Annotated in this window: 16 protein-coding genes; 9 read left to right on the top strand and 7 right to left on the bottom strand. The window is 72.3% G+C overall.

Features of this window, described 5'->3' with window-relative positions:
• Positions 1-52: 52 nt before the first annotated feature.
• Together NNW99_RS37080 and NNW99_RS37075 are read right to left on the bottom strand one after the other, a co-directional pair.
• Positions 53-1,453, bottom strand: a complete 1,401-nt coding sequence (locus tag NNW99_RS37080; protein ID WP_215123692.1) for an Hsp70 family protein — start codon at positions 1,451-1,453, stop codon at positions 53-55.
• On the bottom strand, positions 1,450-3,753 hold the full coding sequence (locus NNW99_RS37075) for an Hsp70 family protein (RefSeq protein ID WP_215123690.1): 2,304 nt from the start codon (positions 3,751-3,753) through the stop codon (positions 1,450-1,452). The genes NNW99_RS37080 and NNW99_RS37075 overlap by 4 nt, the downstream gene beginning before the upstream one ends.
• 93 nt (positions 3,754-3,846) lie before the next feature.
• Between NNW99_RS37075 and NNW99_RS37070 the strand changes: the two genes are divergently transcribed.
• Together NNW99_RS37070 and NNW99_RS37065 are read left to right on the top strand one after the other, a co-directional pair.
• Positions 3,847-4,545 (top strand): Crp/Fnr family transcriptional regulator, encoded by a 699-nt coding sequence (locus NNW99_RS37070; protein WP_215123688.1) that lies wholly within the window; start codon positions 3,847-3,849, stop codon positions 4,543-4,545.
• 13 nt (positions 4,546-4,558) lie between these two features.
• Positions 4,559-5,557 carry a hypothetical protein gene (locus NNW99_RS37065; protein ID WP_215123686.1) on the top strand — a complete coding sequence of 333 codons (999 nt, stop codon included), beginning with the start codon at positions 4,559-4,561 and terminating at the stop codon, positions 5,555-5,557.
• 542 nt (positions 5,558-6,099) lie between these two features.
• On the opposite strand, the gene NNW99_RS37060 is transcribed toward NNW99_RS37065, so the two are convergent.
• A complete protein-coding gene (locus tag NNW99_RS37060) occupies positions 6,100-6,261 on the bottom strand; it encodes a hypothetical protein (protein ID WP_215123684.1) in 162 nt (53 codons plus the stop codon).
• 139 nt (positions 6,262-6,400) lie between these two features.
• On the opposite strand from NNW99_RS37060, the gene NNW99_RS37055 reads away from it, so the two are divergent.
• Together NNW99_RS37055 and NNW99_RS37045 are read left to right on the top strand one after the other, a co-directional pair.
• On the top strand, positions 6,401-7,192 hold the full coding sequence (locus tag NNW99_RS37055; protein ID WP_215123682.1) for an LppX_LprAFG lipoprotein: 792 nt from the start codon (positions 6,401-6,403) through the stop codon (positions 7,190-7,192).
• Positions 7,193-7,347: 155 nt separating this feature from the next.
• Complete coding sequence (locus tag NNW99_RS37045) at positions 7,348-9,114, top strand: FAD-dependent oxidoreductase (RefSeq protein ID WP_215123674.1); 1,767 nt, start codon at positions 7,348-7,350, stop codon at positions 9,112-9,114.
• Between the two features lie 28 nt (positions 9,115-9,142).
• Here NNW99_RS37045 and NNW99_RS37040 read toward each other — a convergent pair whose 3' ends face one another.
• Positions 9,143-9,673, bottom strand: a complete 531-nt coding sequence (locus tag NNW99_RS37040; RefSeq protein ID WP_215123672.1) for a MepB family protein — start codon at positions 9,671-9,673, stop codon at positions 9,143-9,145.
• Positions 9,674-9,822: 149 nt separating this feature from the next.
• Between NNW99_RS37040 and NNW99_RS37035 the strand changes: the two genes are divergently transcribed.
• Positions 9,823-11,556 carry a GAF domain-containing protein gene (locus tag NNW99_RS37035; RefSeq protein WP_215123671.1) on the top strand — a complete coding sequence of 578 codons (1,734 nt, stop codon included), beginning with the start codon at positions 9,823-9,825 and terminating at the stop codon, positions 11,554-11,556.
• 23 nt (positions 11,557-11,579) lie between these two features.
• Here the strand turns inward: NNW99_RS37035 and NNW99_RS37030 are convergent, their stop codons facing one another.
• A complete protein-coding gene (locus NNW99_RS37030; protein ID WP_215123669.1) occupies positions 11,580-12,281 on the bottom strand; it encodes a response regulator transcription factor in 702 nt (233 codons plus the stop codon).
• A 244-nt stretch (positions 12,282-12,525) separates the two neighbouring features.
• On the opposite strand from NNW99_RS37030, the gene NNW99_RS37025 reads away from it, so the two are divergent.
• Positions 12,526-13,431, top strand: coding sequence for a universal stress protein (locus NNW99_RS37025; RefSeq protein WP_215123667.1), 906 nt, complete (start codon positions 12,526-12,528; stop codon positions 13,429-13,431).
• Positions 13,432-13,521: 90 nt separating this feature from the next.
• Here NNW99_RS37025 and NNW99_RS37020 read toward each other — a convergent pair whose 3' ends face one another.
• Together NNW99_RS37020 and NNW99_RS37015 are read right to left on the bottom strand one after the other, a co-directional pair.
• Entirely contained in the window at positions 13,522-14,187 is a 666-nt protein-coding gene (locus tag NNW99_RS37020; RefSeq protein WP_215123665.1) for a CBS domain-containing protein, read from the bottom strand.
• 41 nt (positions 14,188-14,228) lie between these two features.
• A complete protein-coding gene (locus NNW99_RS37015; protein ID WP_215123664.1) occupies positions 14,229-14,687 on the bottom strand; it encodes a cyclic nucleotide-binding domain-containing protein in 459 nt (152 codons plus the stop codon).
• 346 nt (positions 14,688-15,033) lie between these two features.
• Between NNW99_RS37015 and NNW99_RS37010 the strand changes: the two genes are divergently transcribed.
• From NNW99_RS37010 to NNW99_RS37000, 3 genes are read left to right on the top strand one after another with little or no spacing between them, the layout of a single operon-like run.
• Complete coding sequence (locus NNW99_RS37010) at positions 15,034-16,407, top strand: hypothetical protein (protein WP_251058036.1); 1,374 nt, start codon at positions 15,034-15,036, stop codon at positions 16,405-16,407.
• A gap of 1 nt (position 16,408) precedes the next feature.
• On the top strand, positions 16,409-16,756 hold the full coding sequence (locus NNW99_RS37005; RefSeq protein WP_215123662.1) for a carboxymuconolactone decarboxylase family protein: 348 nt from the start codon (positions 16,409-16,411) through the stop codon (positions 16,754-16,756).
• Positions 16,756-17,175 carry an SHOCT domain-containing protein gene (locus tag NNW99_RS37000; protein ID WP_215123660.1) on the top strand — a complete coding sequence of 140 codons (420 nt, stop codon included), beginning with the start codon at positions 16,756-16,758 and terminating at the stop codon, positions 17,173-17,175. Before NNW99_RS37005 ends, NNW99_RS37000 begins: the two co-directional genes overlap by 1 nt.
• Positions 17,176-17,188: the final 13 nt, after the last annotated feature.

Genomic DNA, 17,188 nt, shown 5'->3' with positions numbered 1-17,188 from the left:
AAGGGCCGCCATGCCCGTCCCGTACCCGCCCGTCCCGTACCCGCCCGTCCGCTCAGCCGTCGTCGCCGCGGACCACGGTCAGCAGCCACTCCCCGTCCCGCACACGGTCGCCGGGACGGGCATGGTGGGCCCGTACTCGTCCCGCCGACAGGGCTGACAGTTGGATGAGCGAGCCTTCCTCGGTCCGTACCCGGCCGAGGACGGCGCCCGCTTCGTAGCGGGCGCCGGGTGCCACGTACCAGTCGACCAGGGTCGAGGCCCCCGGGGGCAGGGGCCAGCACAGCGGGGTGCGTCCGGGAACAGGGCCGGTCGCCGCGACCGTGCGCACCGTCCTGGCCCTTCCCCAGGCGGCAGCCCCCTCCGCGACGGCGGTACGCGGATCCTCGGCGCGGTACAAGGGCAGTCCGAGGGCTTCCTCCACATGAGCGGCCAGCCCGGGCAGCCGGCTCGATCCCCCCACGAGGACCACGGCGTCGGCCTTCGGCGGGCGGTCGGAGGAGTCCAGGAGAGCGGCCTCGGCGAGCAGCCGTGCGCAGCACCGGGTGGTGCGTTCGTAGAGCGGTCCGGCGAGGTCCAGGAAACGGTCCCGGTGCAGGGTGAAGGTGCGCTCGGCCGGCGTGAACACATCGGACGGGGCGCTCTCGGTCGCGAGCCGGTGCTTGAGCTGCCGGGCGAGATCGATCAGTTCGATGCGGTGGCGCAGCGCGCGGACGGTCAGCTCGCCCTCGGGCGGCGGGAGCAGTTCGGCCAGCTCCGGGCCGCCCTGCGCCCGCAGTTCGGCGACGACGATGCCGTCGAGGTCCCGGCCCCCGCATTCCTCACCCGCGTGCGCGAGGACCGTGTGCTCCCCGTCGCCGCCGTCCACGTCCTTCCCGGACGCCAGACGCACCAGCGCGGTGTCGAAGGTGCCTCCCCCGAAGTCGTGCACCAGGACGGTGGCGCCCGGCGGCAGGGGGCCTCCGGCGAGGGGCGCGAGGGCCGCGGCGACCGGTTCGGGGCACAGCTCCACAGCGGGCAGACCGGCCGACCGGGCGGCGCCGAGCAGTTCCTCGCGCCGCGGATCGGCGGGGCCGTACGCGGCGGGGACGGTGAGCACCGTACGGCTGACGGGGCCGCCGCCCACGCGTTCCGCCTCGGCCCGTACGGCCTGGAGGAGGAGCGAGACGAGGAGCCCGGGCCGGTGTCCGCGCCCCGCCAGGTCGACGGGCGTGCCCTGGCCCAGGGTGCACTTGATCTCGTCGCGGTACGCGGCCGGAGCGAGCCGGCGGCGCCGCTCGGCCGCGGTGCCGACGTACGGCATGGTGCCGTCGAACAGGACGGCGGACGGCCAGCACCATCCGTCGCCGATGTGCTCGCGCAGCCGGTGCACGGTCCCGTTCCTGACGAGCGCGGCGCAGGTGCTCGTGGTGCCGAAGTCGATGGCGAGGACGGATGGCGCGGTCGTGCCGCTCATGGGGCTGTCTCCTGCCGCTCGTCGCTGCGGAAGACGCTGTCGGCCACGGCGGGGGCGGCGGTCCGGGTCAGCGTCCAGATGACGGTCGTGCCGTCCGAGAGTCCGGCGGCCAGCCTGCTGCCGTCGGGGGCGAAGGCGAGGCAGAGCGCGTCGTCCTCCACCGGGAGGGTGCGCAGGAGCCGGCCGTCCTCCAGGCTCCACACCGTCACCCCCGCTGCCGGGGCGCAGGTGGCGAGGAGGCCCGCGGCGGACGAGCAGGCGAAGAGGGTGACGCCCCGGGCCGGAATCTTCAGGACGCCGTCCGGGCGGTGGCCCGCGACGAACAGGACGGCCGGCGTGGCCAAGACGGTGGGCCGGGCGTGCGCGCCGAACAGGTCGTCGTAGGCGTCCGCCAGTCTGGCGAAGTCGTCCTGATCGTCGAACTCCTCCAATATCCGCCAGAAGGAGGGACTGCTGAGTGTGGCGCACTCGTCGTCCAGCAGTACCAGCACGGGAGGGATGCCGTCCGGCAGGCTGTCGAAGTCCCCCGGCTCGGCTTCCTTCCAGGTGTCCGTGAACCACACCGCGTCGAAGCCGGTGTGCTCCGGCTCCACGGCGACCAGCAGTCCGCCGTCATCGGTGAAGACGAGGTCGCCGCCCTCGCTCAGTGACTCCTCGACGAACACCGGCGCCTCCTGCTCGTGGTCGAGCACCACCAGCCCGCCGGCCACGTCCCTGGCGGCGGCCAACGGCCGCGTGGGAGAGAAGGTGACGGCGGTGACGTCGTCGTCCAGTTCCGCGGACGCCCGCTCGCCTCCGGTCCCCAGGTCCCAGACGCTCACCGACCGGTCCGCGCCGCCCGTGCCGAGGAAGCGGCCGTCCGGGCTGAAGGCGACGGCGGTCACGGCCTCCGCGTGTGTCCGCCAGACGGCCCGTCCCGTGGGAGCGGGCATACCGGCCCCGGCCGCCGGCCGGTCCGCGCTCACGGTGAGCAGCCAGTCTCCGGTGAACACCTCGTCGTCCACGGCGGCGTGCCAGGCGGTGATCCGGCCACCGGCGTCCGCCACGAGCTGGTGCAGGGAACCGTCCGGCACCCGGACCCGGGCCAGCAGCTCGCCCTCAGCGAACGCCGCCCCCGCCTCGACGCGCCGTTCGACGAGAACGCCACGGCCTCCGGGCAGGTCCCAGGTGAGCGGCACCGCGCCCGCGGCGGGGCGGCGAGGGCGGGCGGTGCGGCGCGCGCTGTACACGGCCCGGACACAGGCTCCCCGTACGACCGCGTGCAAGGGCCGCTCGACGGCCCGTACCGGGATGCCGAGCCGGTGGGTGAGATGGCCCAGCACCACCGGGCTGCCCCCGCCGCCGCCCACCGGCAGCACCGCGGCGACCCGGCCCGGCTCCACGCGTGCGGTGTCCAGGACCTCCTCGCAGCACGCCGCGGCCCGGTCGAGGAAAGGCGCCGCGATCTCGGCGAAGCGGGCGGCGCCCGCCGCTTTCAGCAGACGGTCCCGGTACGCCTGTCCCCCGTCCGCGTCGCTGTGCGCCGGATGGCCCCACGGTCCGTCGGCCGCAGGGCCCGCGAAGCCCGGGGCGCCGTCCGCGCGGAGCGTGGCCTGGGCCGCGCCCTCGATGTCCCGCATCCCGCAGCCGTCCAGCGTGAGTCGGCCGAGTACATCGTGATCGGCACGGCCAGGGCCGCGCATCCGGACGAGGGCCGCCGTGAAGGTCGAGCCGCCCAGGTCGTGGACGAGGACCAGGTCGCCGTCCCGCAGCCCTCCCCCGTCCCCGAGGGCGAGGGTCGCGGCGACCGGTTCGGCCAGTAGCTCGACCGTCGTGAGCCCGGCCCGCCGGGCTGCGGAGAGCATCCCCGCGCGCCACGGGTCCGCGGCGCCCGTTCCCGCCGGGACGGTCAGCAGGGCCGTGGTGACGGGCCGGTCCGCGATCGTCTCCGCCTGGTCCCGCAGCACCCGCAGGAGCGCCCCCACCAACTCGTCCGGCAGCCAGGACCGTTCCCCCGCCCGGACCCGGGCCCGGCGGCCGAGGTCCCCGGGCAGCTCCCCGCGCAGCGCTTCCGGCCGCTCGCGTCCCCGCAGTACGGCGGCCCGTCCGACGAGGAGGCCCGTTCCGTCCGCGAACACCGCGGTGGGCCAGTCCGCCGCGCTGCCGTCGGGGTCGCGAAGCATCCGTATCCGGGTGCCGATGAGGAGAGCGGCCCGCGTGGCGGTCGCCCCCATGTCCACGCACAGCACCGGTTCCTCCACCGCCGCACCCCCGCCCGTGTCAGCCGGCCCGCTGGCCGCACCCCGGTCTTCGGTCTTCATGGATCCGGGCCGGGCGCCTTTTGTTCCCGCAGGACGTGTCAGTTGTGCTCATGGGGTTGCACGAATCCCGCCCGACGGGCTGAACTTGGGCATATGAGTCAGCCCGAGTGGCCCGCCGGCCGGCGAGGTGCGGGTGCCCTGCTGCCCCGGCTGCCCGCCGCCGCCGTCGCGGAACTGCGGGGCATCGGACGCCGGGTGACGTTCCGTCCGGGCGCCGTCCTGCTCACCGAGGGGGAACGGTCGCGGCACGCGCTGCTGCTGTGGGCGGGCTGGGTCAAGGTCATGGCCGCCCGGGGCCGTCCGCAGCCGACGCTGCTCGCCCTGCGGGGCCCGGGAGACATGGTGGGAGAACTGGGGGCGCTGGACGGCCGTCCGCGCACCGCGTCGGTACTGGCCGTGTCGCCGGTGACCGCCCTGCGGGTGGCGGAGAACGATCTGCACGGCTGGCTCCGCCGGGCACCGGAAGCCGGACTGGTCCTGCACCAGTACATGAGCTCCAAGCTGCGCGAGGCGACGCACTTCCGGTTGCGGGCGACGGACCCGGTGGAGATGCGGACGGCCGGGCTGCTGCGTTCGCTGTCCGGCGCGTACGGCAGCGAGGAGGCGGGCGGCACAGTGATCACCGCGCCGCTCACCCAGCAGGAGATCGCCGCCCTGGTCGGCGCGTCCCGCGCGCAGGTGCAGCGCGCGCTCGCGGCCCTGCGCGGCGCCGGGGCCATCAGCACCGGATACCGCAGCATCGTGATCCTGGACGGGCACGGGTTGGCCCGTCTGGCGGGGGAGGCCGGATGAACGCGGGGGCGGCATGAACGCGGGGACCACATGGCCGGGAGGCGTCAGGCGGCTGGCGTTCGTGGTGGACACGGCGGACTCGGGGGCCCGCACCGTGCCCCGCCAAGCGGTGGCCCAGAAGCGGCTGTTGGGTGCTCTGGAGGAAGCGTGCGCGGCGGCCGGGGTCGACCGGGGCACCTGCGACCGGCAGGACCGTGGTGACGGCGAGTTGCTGATCCTGCCGCCCGGGGTCGTGGAGACCACGGTGGTGCCGGAGCTGCTGCGGGTCCTGACGCTGGCGCTGCGACGCGACAACCAGGGCCGTACGGAACCCGAGCGGCTGCGGGTACGGACCGCGGCCGCGGTGGGCATCGTGCACCGTTCGGCGCTGGGCTTCGCGGGGGACGGCGTCGTCGAGGCGTGCCGGCTGGTCGACGCGGACGCGCTGAAGGAAGCCTTCCGGGCGGCGCCGTGGGCGGAGGTGAGTTTCGCGGTCGGCGAGGAGCTCTACCGGGATCTGGTGCGGCACGGCTACGACGGCCTGCCTCCGGACAGCTTCCGGCCGCTGACACCGGTCGTGGACGGTCGTCCGTTCCCTGCCTGGCTGAGCCTGTTCGGGCCCGGCGGGGAGCTGTCCCCCGCGCCCGACCGCCCCGCCGACCCCAGCCGGCCGGTCTCCCCACCGAAGGCCTCGGGCACGTGGATCGAACCACGGTTCGACCTGGGGGCGCCGTTCACGACCGTGGGCCTCTGGGCGCTGGAACACCATGGAGGTCAAGGCACGGACGCCGAGGGATACCAGAACCACTCGGACGACGGCCGGGCGCCGGGCGGCTCGACGGCCGCCGGCTCGTCCGGTCACCGAGCCGTACAGCAGACGCGTTCCGGACACCTGGCCGATCCGGAGGATCTGCACGAACAGCGGGACGCGTTCCACGACTCCGACATCGGAACATTCGAAGACAACGGGGATACCCCGGCGGACAGTTGGGAAGGCGACGACTCCTCGCCCGACGACGACGGCTGGCCCTGAGCCGTCAACTGCCCCAGCAGCGCGGACCCGCCGAGAAGCAGTTCGCAACGCACCGCGGACTCCGGAATGTCCAGCGCCCTGGCGGTCTCCCGGCACGTCAGCCCGATCCGGTACCGCAGGACGAGCACGGCACGCGTCTCGGCGTGCAGGACGATCAGAGGCGGACGCCCCGGCACGCGGGGTTCCGGCCCCTGCGCCGGACCGGCCGGGCGAGCCCGTCGCTCGGCGGCCGCCGCGACCGCCCCGAACAGCCGGATCCGGTCGGCCGTCGCATCCTCCGCGCAAGCGGTCCGCAGCCCGTCCCGCAGTGCGTCGCGTACGTCGTCCACACCGCCGCAGGTGATGAGCGCTGCGACAGCGACGAGTTCCCCCCGCTCGGAGTCGATCAGTCGTGCGGCTTCCCTCTCGTCGATGCGCATGGCTCTCCTCTGTACCCACGGGCGGAACGGGATCTGCCCAGGAACCTAGGGCGAGGCGGCCCGCCCCCGCACGGGCAAATGCCTCGAATGAGCCTGTGCGCTAGGAGTTGATGCCGGGTGCGCTCAGTCGTCGTCGGCGGTCTGAGGGTGGGGGTCCGGGGTGAGGGCGTTGTGGTCGTGGATGTAGTCGTCCATGGAGAGGTATCCCTGGTGATCGGCGGCCTCGATCACCTCGTCGGAGGTGTACTCCCCGTCTTCCCAGGTGTCGATCGTGGGTTCCGTCATGCTCCTTGGACTCCGGCCGGCAGGCCGATGTTCCCGGGAACCTTCCTCATTTCGCCGGGTCCCGTCACCGGTTTCGTGCGAAGATCTACCGGCCCTTTCGGGCACCACCCCGCCGCAGCAGTCATCCCTCGGAGAGTCCATGCGCCGTGCCCACCTTCTCTTCGCCGCTGTCCTCCTGCTCTGCACCGCCTGTTCCGGCGATACGGAGAGCGACTCGGGGAAGAGTGCGAAGGCCGTGGAGCACGGTGCGGCCGTGCGGGCCGCGATCGAGAGGACGAGCGCGGACCGTGTCCGCGTGGACCAGAAGATCGAGTTGCGGGACGTCGACCGCCCCACGACCTACGTGTTCACGATCTCCGGCGCCTTCGACCTGGCGGGTGACAGGGGCCGGCTCACGGTGGAGTTCGAGGACAGTGGCATGGACCCCGTCGAGGAGGTCTTCGTCGGTGACACCGTCTATCTGCGGGGCTCGCGGCTGGTGGGCGAGGGCGAGTGGGCCTCGGCCGTCCGGAGCGAGGCACGGACCCGCTTCTTCCTGCGGGCGCCGCTGAACGACCCCGAGCACCTGCTCCGCCAGGTGAAGGCGATGCGGCAGGTGTCGAACGAGGGCGAGGAGAAGGTGAACGGCGCCCGGGCGGTGCACTACCGGGGCACGATCGACCATGCCACGGCGTCGCTGGGGATGACGGCGAAGACGAAGCAGGGGCTGAACGAAATACGCGAGACGCTGGGCGACGACATGCCCGTCTACGCGGACGTGTGGGTCGACGCGAAGGGGCGCGCCGTCCAGGCCCGGCTGTCCTGCTTCGGCGGTGTGGAGGCCATGACGACGCTGACGCTGTCGGACTTCGGGACGCAGGTGAAGGCCGAGGCGCCGTCGGCCGAGCGGATCGTCCCCGTGACGGCGGGCGAGGATGTCCTGCTGGCCTGAGCGGGTGCGCGCCCGGTCCCGGGTCGCCCTGCCCTGAAGTCGTGCGCCCCAGCCGCGTGGTGCTGCATCAAGTCAAAGTGACGTCGGCCGTCTTCCGGGTTCGCCGCCTCACCCCTATCCTCATGCGCCGATGTTACCGACGGTAAGGGGTAGCGATGAGCGGCACCACGCGCAGAGGGTTCCTGGGCACGGCCGCAGCCGCCGCCGGCGGCGGGGTCGCCCTCGGAACCGCCCGGCGGGCCTCGGCCGCGAACGGCTCGGCGGCGCGGACCGTGGCCGTCCTGGGCGGCGGCGTCGCCGGGCTCACGGCCGCGCACGAACTCGCCGAGCGCGGCTTCCGGGTCACGGTCTACGAACGCAAGGCGCTGGGCGGCAAGGCCCGCAGCATGGACGTACCGGACAGCGGCACGGGTGGCCGCCGCCCGCTGCCGGGAGAACACGGCTTCCGCTTCATCCCCGGCATCTATCACAACCTGCCCGACACCATGCGGCGCATCCCCTTCCCCGGCAACCCGAACGGTGTCCACGACAACCTCGTCGCCCCGAAGGAGATGCTGTTCGCCCGGTCGGGCGGCCGCGAGGACATCCGGCTCCCACTCCCCTGGCCCGGCCACACCCCGGCGGAACTCACCCCGGACGAGATCCGCCGCGCCCTCACCTCGGTCCTGGACACGGCCTTCAACCTCCCCCTCCACGAGGCCCTCTACTTCGCGGGCCGCTTCCTGGTCTTCCTCACGAGCTGCGACGAGCGCCGCGACGAGGTGTGGGAGCGGACGCCGTGGTGGGAGTTCGTACGGGCCGGACGGATGTCCCAGGACTACCAGCGGATCCTCGCCGTCGGCATCACCCGCAACATCGTGGCCACCAAGGCGGAGGAGGCCAGCACCCGTACGGTCGCCACCCTGATGGAGGCCTTCGTCTTCAACCTCCTCGGACGGGGCGCGGACGGACCGCTGGACCGGATCCTCAACGCACCCACCAACGAGGCCTGGATCGACCCGTGGGTGACGTACCTGACGTCCCTCGGGGTCGAGTTCCGCGTCGGCTGGACCGTACGGGATCTGACCCTGGACTCGGGTGCGATCGCCGGGGCCGTCGTGGAGGAGCCCGGAGGCGCGCGCCGTACGGTCACCGCCGACCACTACATCTCGGCCATGCCGGTCGAACACGCCCGCCGCACCTGGAACTCCGCCGTACGGGCCGCCGACCCCCAACTGGCCGAGTGCGACCGGCTGAAGACGGACTGGATGACCGGCATGCAGTTCTATCTGACCGAACGTACGCCGATCCTGCACGGTCACCTCAACCTCATTGACTCCCCGTGGTCGCTGACCGCGATCGCCCAGGCCCAGCACTGGCCGGGCCACGACTTCCCCGCCGACTTCGGCGACGGCACGGTCGCGGACTGTCTGTCCGTCGACGTCTCGGAGTGGGACCGTCCGGGCATCCTGTACGGCAAGACGGCCAAGCAGTGCACCCGTACCGAAGTCGCCCGCGAGGTGTGGGCGCAGCTGAAGGCGGCGCTCAACGACACCGGCCGTACGGTCCTGAAGGACTCGGTGCTGCACTCGTGGTTCCTCGACCCGGCCGTGGACGGACTCGGCACGCCCCACCCCGTCAACGAGGAGCAGTTGCTCATCCACCCGGTGGGGACCTTCCACCACCGCCCGCGCTCGGCCACGAAGATCCCGAACCTCTTCCTGGCCGGCGACTACGTGGCCGTGCCCATCGATCTCGCCACCATGGAGGGCGCCAACTCCTCGGCCCGGCAGGCCGTCAACGCCCTGCTGGACCAGATCGACTCGACCGCCGAACGGTGCACCGTGACCCCCTTGTACCGGGCCCCCGAGCTGGAGGCACTCAAGCGGCACGACCGCACGCGCCACCTCCTCCGGCTGCCGAACGTCTTCGACATCGGCTGAACGCCGTACGTCACCCAGCCGTCCGGTATCAGCCGGCCGCCCGGTAGAGGGCGCGGGCGCGGCTCAGGTCGGTGGGGCCGTCCTGGTCGAGGTCGAAGAAGTGGTTCGCCTGCCATGCCTGGGTGCTGCGGGCCTGCCGGCTGGTCGTGGCCACCCAGGGCGGATAGACACGGAATCCGCGCTTCCCGGAGGAGCCGTCGCGGGAGACGATGCCGCGCTCGCACAACACCTCGCTCGGGAACACGAACTGTCCGAAGCCGTCGTCGTCGCGGCTGCCGATGACGAAGAGATCCACTCCGTCGTCGGTGTCGAAGGGCCGGATCGGCCCTTCGACGGACCGCTGCCACACGGTGACGAACTGGCCCGCCTTCGTCGGGGTGGTCTTGGCCACGCGGAACCGCACCGAGCGGCCGTCGAGCGTGAACGCGCAAGCCGCGTACTCCGCGCTCTCCGGCTCCGGCACCGGCGGCGAGCAGGACAGACCGAGCGGGTCGTAGACCGACACCTTCGCCGCCAGCAGGTCACCGTGAAGCCCCGCCCACGGCTGATTCGTCACCATGGCGCCATCCTGTCATCACGCCCTCGCGCCGGGCCTTGTGTCCCGGTGCCGGAGGGGAGGCAACCCGTCCGGCCAGGGCGCCACGCACTATCGTGAGAAAGGAAGGCGCCTGATCCGGGTGCGTCCGCGTGAGCCGGTCGGAGGCGACGATGAGCGGGGAACGGCCCGGTCGATCGGAGCAGCACCTGCCCAAGCTGCGGCTGGACGAACTGCTGGACGAGCTTCAGGCGCGGATCGACGCGGCGCGGGGCACCCGGGATCGTGTGCACAGCCTGCTGGAGGCGGTGCTGTCGGTCGGGCGGGAACTGGATCTCGCCCAGGTGCTCCGGCGAATCGTCGAGGCGGCCGTGGTGCTCGTGGACGCCGAGTACGGGGCCCTGGGAGTGATCGGCGACGACCGTATGCTCTCCGCGTTCCACACCGTCGGCATCAGCGACGAGCAGCGGGCCCGGATCGGGGACCTGCCCAGCGGGCACGGCATCCTGGGCGAGCTGATCCGGCACCCCGAGCCGCTGCGGCTGACGGAGATCTCCGAGCACCCGGCCTCGTACGGCTTCCCGCCGCACCACCCTCCGATGCACTCCTTCCTGGGTGTGCCCATCCGGGTGCGTGACCAGGTGTTCGGCAACCTCTACCTCACGGAGAAGCGCAGCGCGCAGGAGTTCGACGCCGAGGACGAGTCGGTGCTCGCCACCCTCGCGGTGGCGGCGGGCGTGGCCATCGAGAACGCCCGTCTGTACGAGGAGACGCGGCTGCGTGAGCGGTGGCTGGGGGCGAGTTCCGAGGTCACGCGTGCCCTGCTGTCGGGCGCTCCGAGCACGGACGTCCTCGAACTGATCGTGGAGCAGGCGCGTCAGATCGCCGACGCCGATGCCGGGATGATCGCCGAGCGGGTGCCCGAGGAGACCGCGCTGCGGCCGTTGCTCGCCGTCGGGCGGGACGCCGAGCGGCGCAGTGGCCTGGTGATGTCCGGGCAGGACGGGTTCGTGGCCGCCGTCCTCACGACGGCGGAGCCGGCGGTGAGCGCCGACATCCAGGAGGATCCACGGACCTGCGGGGACGCGGCGCAGTGGGCCGGGCTCGGGCCCGTGGTCGGCGTACCGCTGGAGGCCGGAGGCAAGGCCGGGGGCGTGCTGCTGCTGGGGCGCGAGGCGGGGCGTACGCCGTTCACGGACGCCGACACGCGCCCCCTGCTCGGGTTCGCCGGGCAGGCGGCGCTGGCACTGGAGCTGGCCGAGCGGCGTCGGGACGCCGAGCAGATCGTGCTCCTGCGGGACCGTGACCGCATCGCCCGCGACCTGCACGATCTCGCCATTCAGCGACTGTTCGCGGCCGGGATGACGCTGCAGAGCACCCAGCGTTTCATCGACCATCCGGAGGCCGTGGAGCGGCTGTCGCGGACCGTGGACGATCTGGACGAGACCATCAAGATCATTCGGTCCACGATCTTCGGGCTGCGGACGCACGGGGGCGGGACGAGGGAAGGCGGCGGCCTGCGCGGCCGGGTGTCGGACGCGGTGACGGCGGCGGCCTCGTCCCTGGGCTTCGCTCCCGCGGTGCGGATCGAAGGCCTGGTGGACACGGATGTGCCGGGCGATGTCGCTGATCACACGCTGGCGGTGCTCGGCGAGGCGCTGAGCAATGTGGCCCGGCACTCCGGGGCCCGCTCCGTGGACGTGCACCTGAGGTGTGCGCAGGGCGAGTTGACGCTCGTGGTGACCGATGACGGTCGCGGGATACCCGAAGGTGCCGCGCGCAGCGGTCTGAAGAACATGGAGGAGCGGGCCGTCACGCTCGGCGGCGACCTCCGGCTCGGCGAGCGCCCGGAAGGCGGCGGGACCCGGGTGGTGTGGCGGGTGCCGGTGCGGCCGCCCCGAGGCTGACCGTGGCTTGCCGGCTGCCCGGGTCAGTGGGGCCGGTGCTCGCCGGTCCCGGCGTGGTCCCACTGCGACGCGAGGACCGCGGCCTGAACCCGTCGCTGGACGCCGAGCTTGGCCAGCAGCCGGGAGATGTGGTTCTTGACGGTCTTCTCCGACAGGTAGAGCTTCGTGCCGATCTCGCGGTTGGTGAGCCCGTCCCCGATCAGGGCGAGAATCTCCCGCTCGCGCGGCGACAGGCTCGCCAGCTCGGGGGCGACGGCCGGTTCCTCGGACGGGTCGGCGCGCAGCGAGCGCATCAGCCGGGCCGTGGTCTCCGGGTCCAGCATGGACCGCCCGGAGGCGACCGTGCGTACCGCCGAGACCAGGTCGGAGCCCTTGATCTGCTTGAGGACATAGCCGGAGGCTCCCGCCATGATCGCGTCGAGCAGGGCCTCCTCGTCGTCGAACGAGGTCAGCATCAGACAGGCCAGCCCGGGCATCCGGCTGCGCAGCTCACGGCAGACGGTGATGCCGTCGCCGTCCGGCAGGCGCACGTCGAGGACGGCGACGTCGGGGCGGAGCGCCGGGCCCCGGGCGAGCGCCTGCCCGACGTTCTCGGCGTCCCCGACCACCGCGATGTCGGGCTCGGCGTCCAGCAGGTCGGACAGGCCGCGGCGCACGACCTCGTGGTCGTCGAGCAGGAAGACCCGGATCGGGTGTTCCTCGGTGAAGGTGCGCGGCTCGGTCATCTCGACCCCTCGTCGGCCGGGGGCGGACTGCGGACCGCCCGTGACCACGATCATCACGCGCGGCGGCCGGATGCACCAGGGCCGATCGGCCCAAGGCGTGCCGTGGACGGAGTACCGCCGCGCCCGCTGGTCCGGCCGTGCGGCAGGGCCCTTCGGCCCCGCAGGGGGACCTATGGCCCCTCCACCGCGGCGGCCGGGAGAGGCGACGCTGGAATCGAGAGCTTCTACTCCGGAGGTGGAGACCATGTCCCGCACGATCACCGTGGGTCTCGACGGCTCGCCCGAGAGCCGTGCCGCCGCCGAATGGGCGGCCCGCGAGGCGGCGCAGCGGCGGCTGCCGCTGAGGCTCCTGCACGTGTGGGAGCCGGCGCCGGAGCCCATCGAGCAGGCACCGCAGCTGGGTGCCGAGACCCGGCAGGACTGGGGCGAGAGGATTCCCCGCGACACCGCGGACGGTGTCGGTCTGCGTCACCCCGGCGTCGAGGTGACCACGGAACACCTGACCGGCCACCCCGGCAAGGTGCTGTGCGAAGCCGCCAAGGACGCCGACCTGCTCGTCCTGGGCTCACGGGGGCTGAGCGGCATCGGCGGCTTCCTGGTGGGTTCGGTCGGCCTGGCCGTGGTGGCGCGTGCCGAGCGTCCCGTGGTCCTGGTCCGGGCCGGTGAGCAGGCGGCCGACGAGCACGAGAGGGACGCGACGGGCATTCCCTCGGCCGCCACGCGGTACCGGCCGGTCGTCCTCGGCGTCGACGTCGACCACCTCGACGCGACGGTGATCGGCTTCGCCTTCGACGCGGCCGCCCGGCGCGGGACCTCCCTGTGGGCCGTACACGGCTGGCATCTGCCCTTGTGGTTCGTCTACGGCGGAGCCGGCGACCTGTACCGCTACGAACAGGTCGTCCGCTCGCACGCCGACACGCTCACCGACGCACTGCGTCCGTGGCGGGAGAAGTATCCGTCCGTCGAGGTGGTGGAGGTGTCCCGCTCGGGCGGTGCGGCGGCTCAGCTGATCGAGGCCTCCCACCAGGCGTCGCTGGTCGTCGTGGGACGGCGGATTCACCGCCACCCGTTCGGGACGCGTATCGGTTCCGTCACGCATGCGGTGCTGCACCATGTCGCCGCCCCCGTCGTGGTGGTTCCGCACGACTGACGCGACTGAGACCTACCGTCACAACGGTGAATCACCCGCTGCCGGCGCTGCCGCTGGAGGAGCGGCGGCAGCGGACCCGATCGCCCCGGATCACGGTCTGAGATCACGGTCCGACACGAGAAGGCCGTGGCACTCGACGTCCACCACGCCCTCGACGGAGCGGACCAGACGGGCCGCGACGGGTACGAGGGAGGTGTCCCGGATGCGGCCGGTGAGGGTGACGACTCCGTCCCGCACGTCCACGCCGATGGGCTCGACGGGGGCGGGGAAGAGGCAGGCCACGACCTGGCGGCGGATCTCCTCGGCGAGTTCCTCGTCAGCGCGCAGGAAGACCTTGAGCAGGTCCGCGCGGCTGACGACGCCCTCGAGGACGCCCTGCCCGTCGACGACCGGCAGCCGCTTGACCCGGCGTTGGGCCATGATGCGTGCGGCCTGGGCGAGGGTGGCGTCGGAGTGGACGGTCACGGCCGGGGAGCTCATCAGCTCGTCCGCCCTGAGCGCGCCCGCCTTGGCCAGGTCGGAGAGCCGGCGCCGCTGCGTATAGCGGTCCGGATCGGTGTCGCGGAACTCCTCCTTGGGCAGCAGATCGGCCTCGGAGACGACCCCGATCACCCGGCCGTCGCCCTCGAGGACGGGTACCGCACTGACCTTCCACTGCTCCATGACCTCGACGATGTCCTTGAACAGGGCCTCACGGCCGATCGCCACGACGGCGTGCGTCATGACATCGCTGACAAGGTGCGGGCTGCCGTGCATGGTTGCTCTCCTCGGGTCTCGGTGCGGCCGTGGCACCTCGCTCATGCCGGGCTCCCGCTGCCGTACGGGGCGTACAGATCGAGCAACCGGATGCGCGACGTGTGCAGCCTGTCCGCGACCACACGGCCGACCCAGTCCGCGATCGCGCGGCCGAACTCGGCGTCCTGCGCGCATATCGCCCGCACGGCTTCCGCGTCGAACTCGAAGGCCCGCACCGGGCTCATCGCCTCTCCGCCGAGGTGCCACACGTGCGGCGGGAAGTGCCACGACCAGCCGACCAGTTCGCCCTGTCCCAGGGACGCGACGGCAGCGGCCCGCCGGCCCGGGACATGGAGGTCGAGCACGACGGTCCCCGTCCGCACGATCCAGAACCGGTCGGCCCGCCGGCCTTCCTCGAAGAGGCGTGCGCCCGCGTCGAAGGACACCTCGCGTGCGAGGCGCATCAGCCGTTCGCGCTGCGCGGCCGGGAGGGCCACGGACAGGGTGGTGGTGGAGGTCATCGCTCAGACTCCCTTCCGCCGCCCTGCGGCAGCGGGGCGGCGAGTTCCTCGCGCGGGCCCGCGGTCTGTTTCCGGCGCTGCCGGTCGCCACGGGTTCGTTGACTTCAGGGTGTGCCGAACCACCGCGGGCCCACTAGGGCCGAACGTCCCTGGCGGGGGCCGGTCAGTCCCTCGAACTGGCTGATGACTCCGTCGTGGAAGAACTCGACCGGGACGACTTCCGCCGGCGGTACGACGACATCCGGCCCTCCAGAGCACCCGTGAGGGCCGGCCATGCGCCGTCCGCTCACCCTCGCTAACATCGATGAGCGGGACAAAACTAGCCAAAGTGTCACAGGGGAGACTCATGGAGTCCTCCGATGGTTCCTCTGGTTCCTCGTCCGCCGCGGAAGGACGCGACCGTGCGGCCGCCGGCCCTCCGCTGAACTCCACGGAACGGGAAGAGTACGAACGGCTGCGCACAGCGGCCTCCGTTCACCACCGGCGTCTGCGCTACTCGGCGACCTCCGTACTGCTGATCCTGACCTTCCTCCTGGCACCACTGGCCGTGGTCGCCGCCTGGGTGGACTCGGAGGTGGCCGACACCGACCGGTACGTCCAGACCGTCGCTCCGATCGCCACGGAGCCCTCCGTCCAGAACACCGTGACCGACCGGCTCACCAAGCGCGTGGTCGACAACGTCGATGTCGCCGCCTTCACCGACGCCGTCGGGCGGACCTTGCAGCGGGAAGGCGCACCCCCGCGCGTGGTGCAGGGCGCCGACGCGCTGACCGGCCCGCTGACGAGCGCGCTCACCTCGGCCGTCCACAGCATCGTCCACCGGGTGGTGACCAGCGACCAGTTCGCCGAGGTGTGGGACGACGCCAACCGGCGGGCCCACGCCGCCGTCGTCAAGGTCCTCACCGGGGAGGGCGGCAGCGCCGTCCAGGCCGGTGACGACAGCATCGACCTGAACATCGGCACCGTCGTCGACAACGTCAAGCAGCGACTGGTGGACGCCGGGTTCGATCAGGCCTCGAAGATCCCCGACGTCGACAAGACGATCACCCTGTTCCAGACCGACAAGCTCAACGAGGCCCAGGGCGCCATGCGCCTGCTGAACATCCTCGGCGTCTGGCTCCCGGTCCTCGTCCTGGTCCTGGCGGCACTCGCCGTCTGGAGCGGGCCCGCGCACCGCGTCGCCCTGATGACCACGGCCATCGGCATCGGGGTCATGATGATCGTGCTGCTCGTCGGCCTCGCCGTGATGCGGCAGATCTATCTGGACTCCGTCGCCACGACCGCCCTGCCGCAGGACACCGCCGCCGACATCTACGACATCTTCCTGCGCTTCCTCAAGAACAGCACGGTCACGGTCCTGGTCATCGCGGTCATCACCGCGCTGGCCGCCTACCTGTACGGGCCCGGACGCGGTGCCCGGTGGATCAGACGCGCGGCGACGGGCGGGACCGGGGCGACGGGCCGGGCCATGGCGCGCCACGGCATGCGCACCGGGGGCCCCGGCCACTGGCTGGACGCGCACCGCAAGTGGACCACCGGCATCGTCATCGCCGGCGGGGCGCTCGCCCTGGTGCTGTGGAACTACCCCACGCCCGGGTCCGTGGCGCTCGTCCTCGGCATCGTCCTCCTCGTACTGATCCTCCTCGGAATCCTCGCCGCGGCCTCCGGGAGGGCGCAGCCGAGCCGTATGTCGCATCAAACCCCAGGGAAAGGAGCCTGAGATGGCTGAGCAAGAGACAGGGGCGGGCGGCGTCGCCGCTCTCGCCGAGGCGAACGCGCCCGTGTTCGAAACGCTCGTCCAGATGACGCTCGACACGTTCGAGCGGTCCGGACTGGACGAGGAGACGTACCTGCTGGCACGTATCGCCGCTCTGGTGGCCATGGACGCCTCCGCTCCCTCGTACCTCCTCAACATCGGCACCGCCGCGGACGTCGGCGTACCGCTGGAGAAGATCCAGGGAACGCTCGTGGCGATCGCCCCCGTGGTGGGCAGCGCCCGCGTGGTGTCCGCCGCGCGCGCCATCGGCGAAGCGTTCGGGCTGGACCTCCCCGGAGAGGAGGAGCGGTGATGGGCGGCTATGTGAACCTGGCCTACGACTACCCGGTCCTCGGCGCCTTCTGGACGATCATGTGGATCTTCCTGTGGGTCATGTGGATCTTCCTGCTCTTCCGGGTCATCGTCGACATCTTCCGTGACGACTCCCTGAGCGGCTGGGCCAAGACGGGTTGGCTGGTCTTCACGATCGTCCTCCCCTTCCTGGGCGTCTTCGTCTACGTCGTCGCCCGGGGCAAGGGCATGGGCAAGCGTGAACAGGACCACGTCAAGGCCAAGATGGACGAGACGGACCGCTACATCCGCGAGACCGTCGGCGCCACCGGCCCTCCCAGCGAGGTGGACCAGCTGGAGAAGCTCTCGCAGGTCCGGGCCCGTGGCGACCTCTCCGAGGAGGAGTTCCGCCAGGCCAAGGAGAAGGTCCTGCACTCGTGACCGCACGCCCTGA

Origin of the sequence: Streptomyces sp. CRCS-T-1 (assembly GCF_024442335.1) — a bacterium.
Lineage (GTDB): Bacteria > Actinomycetota > Actinomycetes > Streptomycetales > Streptomycetaceae > Streptomyces > Streptomyces koelreuteriae.
This window is presented reverse-complemented; position numbering and strand designations above follow the sequence as displayed.

Bases quoted from the DNA above. Each gene is read 5' to 3' on its own strand.
- NNW99_RS37000 (WP_215123660.1), top strand. From the start codon at position 16,756: ATGGGCGGCTATGTGAACCTGGCCTACGACTACCCGGTCCTCGGCGCC.
- NNW99_RS37015 (WP_215123664.1), bottom strand. From the start codon at position 14,687: ATGACCTCCACCACCACCCTGTCCGTGGCCCTCCCGGCCGCGCAGCGC.
- NNW99_RS37020 (WP_215123665.1), bottom strand. From the start codon at position 14,187: ATGCACGGCAGCCCGCACCTTGTCAGCGATGTCATGACGCACGCCGTC.
- NNW99_RS37030 (WP_215123669.1), bottom strand. From the start codon at position 12,281: ATGACCGAGCCGCGCACCTTCACCGAGGAACACCCGATCCGGGTCTTC.
- NNW99_RS37045 (WP_215123674.1), top strand. From the start codon at position 7,348: ATGAGCGGCACCACGCGCAGAGGGTTCCTGGGCACGGCCGCAGCCGCC.
- NNW99_RS37040 (WP_215123672.1), bottom strand. From the start codon at position 9,673: ATGGTGACGAATCAGCCGTGGGCGGGGCTTCACGGTGACCTGCTGGCG.
- NNW99_RS37005 (WP_215123662.1), top strand. From the start codon at position 16,409: ATGGCTGAGCAAGAGACAGGGGCGGGCGGCGTCGCCGCTCTCGCCGAG.
- NNW99_RS37080 (WP_215123692.1), bottom strand. From the start codon at position 1,453: ATGAGCGGCACGACCGCGCCATCCGTCCTCGCCATCGACTTCGGCACC.
- NNW99_RS37060 (WP_215123684.1), bottom strand. From the start codon at position 6,261: ATGACGGAACCCACGATCGACACCTGGGAAGACGGGGAGTACACCTCC.
- NNW99_RS37075 (WP_215123690.1), bottom strand. From the start codon at position 3,753: ATGAAGACCGAAGACCGGGGTGCGGCCAGCGGGCCGGCTGACACGGGC.
- NNW99_RS37010 (WP_251058036.1), top strand. From the start codon at position 15,034: ATGGAGTCCTCCGATGGTTCCTCTGGTTCCTCGTCCGCCGCGGAAGGA.
- NNW99_RS37025 (WP_215123667.1), top strand. From the start codon at position 12,526: ATGTCCCGCACGATCACCGTGGGTCTCGACGGCTCGCCCGAGAGCCGT.
- NNW99_RS37070 (WP_215123688.1), top strand. From the start codon at position 3,847: ATGAGTCAGCCCGAGTGGCCCGCCGGCCGGCGAGGTGCGGGTGCCCTG.
- NNW99_RS37065 (WP_215123686.1), top strand. From the start codon at position 4,559: ATGAACGCGGGGACCACATGGCCGGGAGGCGTCAGGCGGCTGGCGTTC.
- NNW99_RS37035 (WP_215123671.1), top strand. From the start codon at position 9,823: ATGAGCGGGGAACGGCCCGGTCGATCGGAGCAGCACCTGCCCAAGCTG.
- NNW99_RS37055 (WP_215123682.1), top strand. From the start codon at position 6,401: ATGCGCCGTGCCCACCTTCTCTTCGCCGCTGTCCTCCTGCTCTGCACC.